Below are 2,463 nucleotides of genomic sequence, written 5' to 3'. Positions count from 1 at the left end.
GCCGCCGGTGATCAGGACGGTGCCGTTGCGGTCCAGTGCCGGGGGGACGGTGAGGACGAGCTTGCCGGTGTGCTTGGCCTGGCTCATGTGGCGCAGCGCGTCGCGGGCTTCGGCGAGCGGCCAGGTCGTGACCGGCGGCGGTGCCAGGGCGCCGTCGGCGAAGAGGCCCGCCAGTGTCGTCAGCATGCGGTGCACGTGGTCAAGGCCCGCGCGGGGTACCAGGTCGTAGAACTGGTAGTCGATGCCGGGGTAGGTGGCGGCCAGGTAGTCCGTGTCGCGGATGTCGGTCTTGCCCATCTCGATGAAGCGTCCGCCCTCGCCGAGCAGCCGCAGCGAGGCGTCGGTGAAGTCCCCGGCGAGGCAGTTGAGGACGACGTCCACGCTCCCGGCGGCCTCCCGGAACGCCGCCTCGAAGTCCAGGTCGCGCGAGGACGCGCGGTGGGCCTCGTCGATGCCCATCGCCTCAAGCACCGCGTGCTTGCCCGGACTTGCCGTCGCGTAGACCTCGGCACCGATGTGCCGTGCGATCTGTACGGCGGCGGTGCCCACCCCGCCCGTCGCTGCGTGGATCAGCACGGTGTCCCCCGCCCGCAGCCGGCCGAGGTCGACCAGGCCGTACCAGGCGGTGAGGAAGGCGACGGGGATCGCGGCCGCCTGGACGTCCGTCCAGCCGGGCGGCACGGGCACGAGCGTGCGGGCGTCAGCGACCGTGACGGGCCCGAACGCCCCTTCGAGCAGTCCGAACACCCGGTCCCCGGGCGCCACCGACGTCACGTCCGGTGCGACCTCCAGCACCACCCCCGCGCCCTCGCTGCCGCGGAAGACACCCTCGTCCGGGTACATCCCCAGCAGGATCAGCACGTCGCGGAAGTTGACGCCCGCCGCGCGGACCCCGACCCGCACCTGACCGGGTGCCAGCGGCTCCAGCACCTCCGGGCAGGCCACCGCCGACACGCCCTCGACCGTGCCGGAGCCGTCCGCTGCCAGCCGCCAGGCCTGCTCGCCCGGCGGCGGCGCCAGTTCCGGCGGCGCGGCCCGCTCCAGCCGCGGTACGAGTACGCGCCCGGCCCGTACGGCCACCTGCGGCTCGTCGCGGGCCACCGCCCGGGCGACGGCGTCGAGCAGCGCGGCGGGGCCCGCCGCCTCGTCGAGGTCGCACAGCACGAAGCGGCCCGGCTCCTCCGCCTGCGCGCTGCGCAGCAGGCCCCACACGGCAGCCGCCGCCGGGTCGGGCGCGGCCCCTCCCGCCGCGACCGCCCCGCGGGTGACGGCCACCAGCAGCGAGTCCGCCAACAGCGGCTCGGCGAGCCACCGTTGAGCGAGCGCGAGCACGTCCGTCACGGCGTCCAGCGCGGCCGTCGCGGAATCGGGGCCGTCCGCCACCGGCGGGACACCGGCCAGCACGGTCGCCGGGAGCGGGCCGGTGGCCGCGAGCAGCGCGGACACGTCGGCGTGGCACGGCAGTTCGGGCGGCAGCAGCCCCTCCCCGAGGCATGCCCAGTCCGACGGCGCACCCGTCTGCGCCGTCCCGGCCTGTTCGGGCAGCGGCGTCCAGGCGACGGCGAACAGCCCGTCCACCGGCCGCGTCCGCACGTCGCGCAACTGCCGCGTGCTGGTCGGCCGTACCGTCACCGACTCCGCGCGCAGCACCGCGGCTCCCGCGGCGTCGGCCACCAGAAGGCGGAGGCCGTGCTCCAGCGGGGTCATCCGGACGCGGACGCGGGTGGCGCCGGTGGCGTGCAGGGTGACGCCGCTCCAGGCGAAGGGAAGCAGGATCTGCCCGTCACCGCCGGGGTCGGTGGCGCGGTCGAGGGCGAGGGGGTGCAGGGCGGCGTCCAGGAGGGCCGGGTGGACGCCGAAACCGGCGGCGCCGCTGCGGGCCTGCTCGGGGAGCACGACCTCGGCGAGCAGGTCGGCGCCCTGCCGCCAGGCGGCCACCAGGCCCTGGAAGGCCGGTCCGTAGCCGTAACCCGCCGCTTCGGCGCGGGCGTAGAAATCGGCCGTGTCCACCGGTTCGGCGTCCGGTGGCGGCCAGGTGCCGGTGGTGGGGAGTACGAGGGGGGTGTGGAGGGCGAGTTCGTCGATGCCGCCGCTCCCTGCCTCGTCGGCGGCGCGAAGTGCCCACTCCACGAGAGCCGCGCCCGGCACGAGGGGAACGCCCGCCACCGCGTGGTCGTCGAGCCAGCTGCCGCCGCCCGCCGCCGGGAGCACACCGGTCAGCACCAGCCCGCCGTCGGCGAGTTCGACGGCCGCGCTGAGCTGCGCGTGCCCCACCGCCGCGAGTCCGGCCGCCGTCAGGTCACCCGGTCCGCTGTCCATGTCCAGCCAGTAGTGGTGGTGTTGGAAGGGGTAGGTGGGGAGGTCGGTGGTGGTTTGGGTGGTGGTGGGTGTGGTGGTGGTTTGGGTGTAGGTGGGGGTGAGTCCGGTGGTGTGGGCGTGGGCGAGTTGGGTGGTGAGGTGGTG

The 2,463-nt window shown here is 75.6% G+C and carries 1 protein-coding gene; it reads right to left on the bottom strand.

Annotated elements, in window-relative coordinates:
• Positions 1–2,463 (bottom strand): polyketide synthase dehydratase domain-containing protein (locus IH54_RS0138440; protein ID WP_031526155.1); only part of this gene is annotated, 2,463 nt, incomplete at both ends.

Source organism: Streptomyces sp. NRRL F-5123, assembly GCF_000721495.1.
Classification (GTDB): domain Bacteria; phylum Actinomycetota; class Actinomycetes; order Streptomycetales; family Streptomycetaceae; genus Actinacidiphila.
This window is presented reverse-complemented; position numbering and strand designations above follow the sequence as displayed.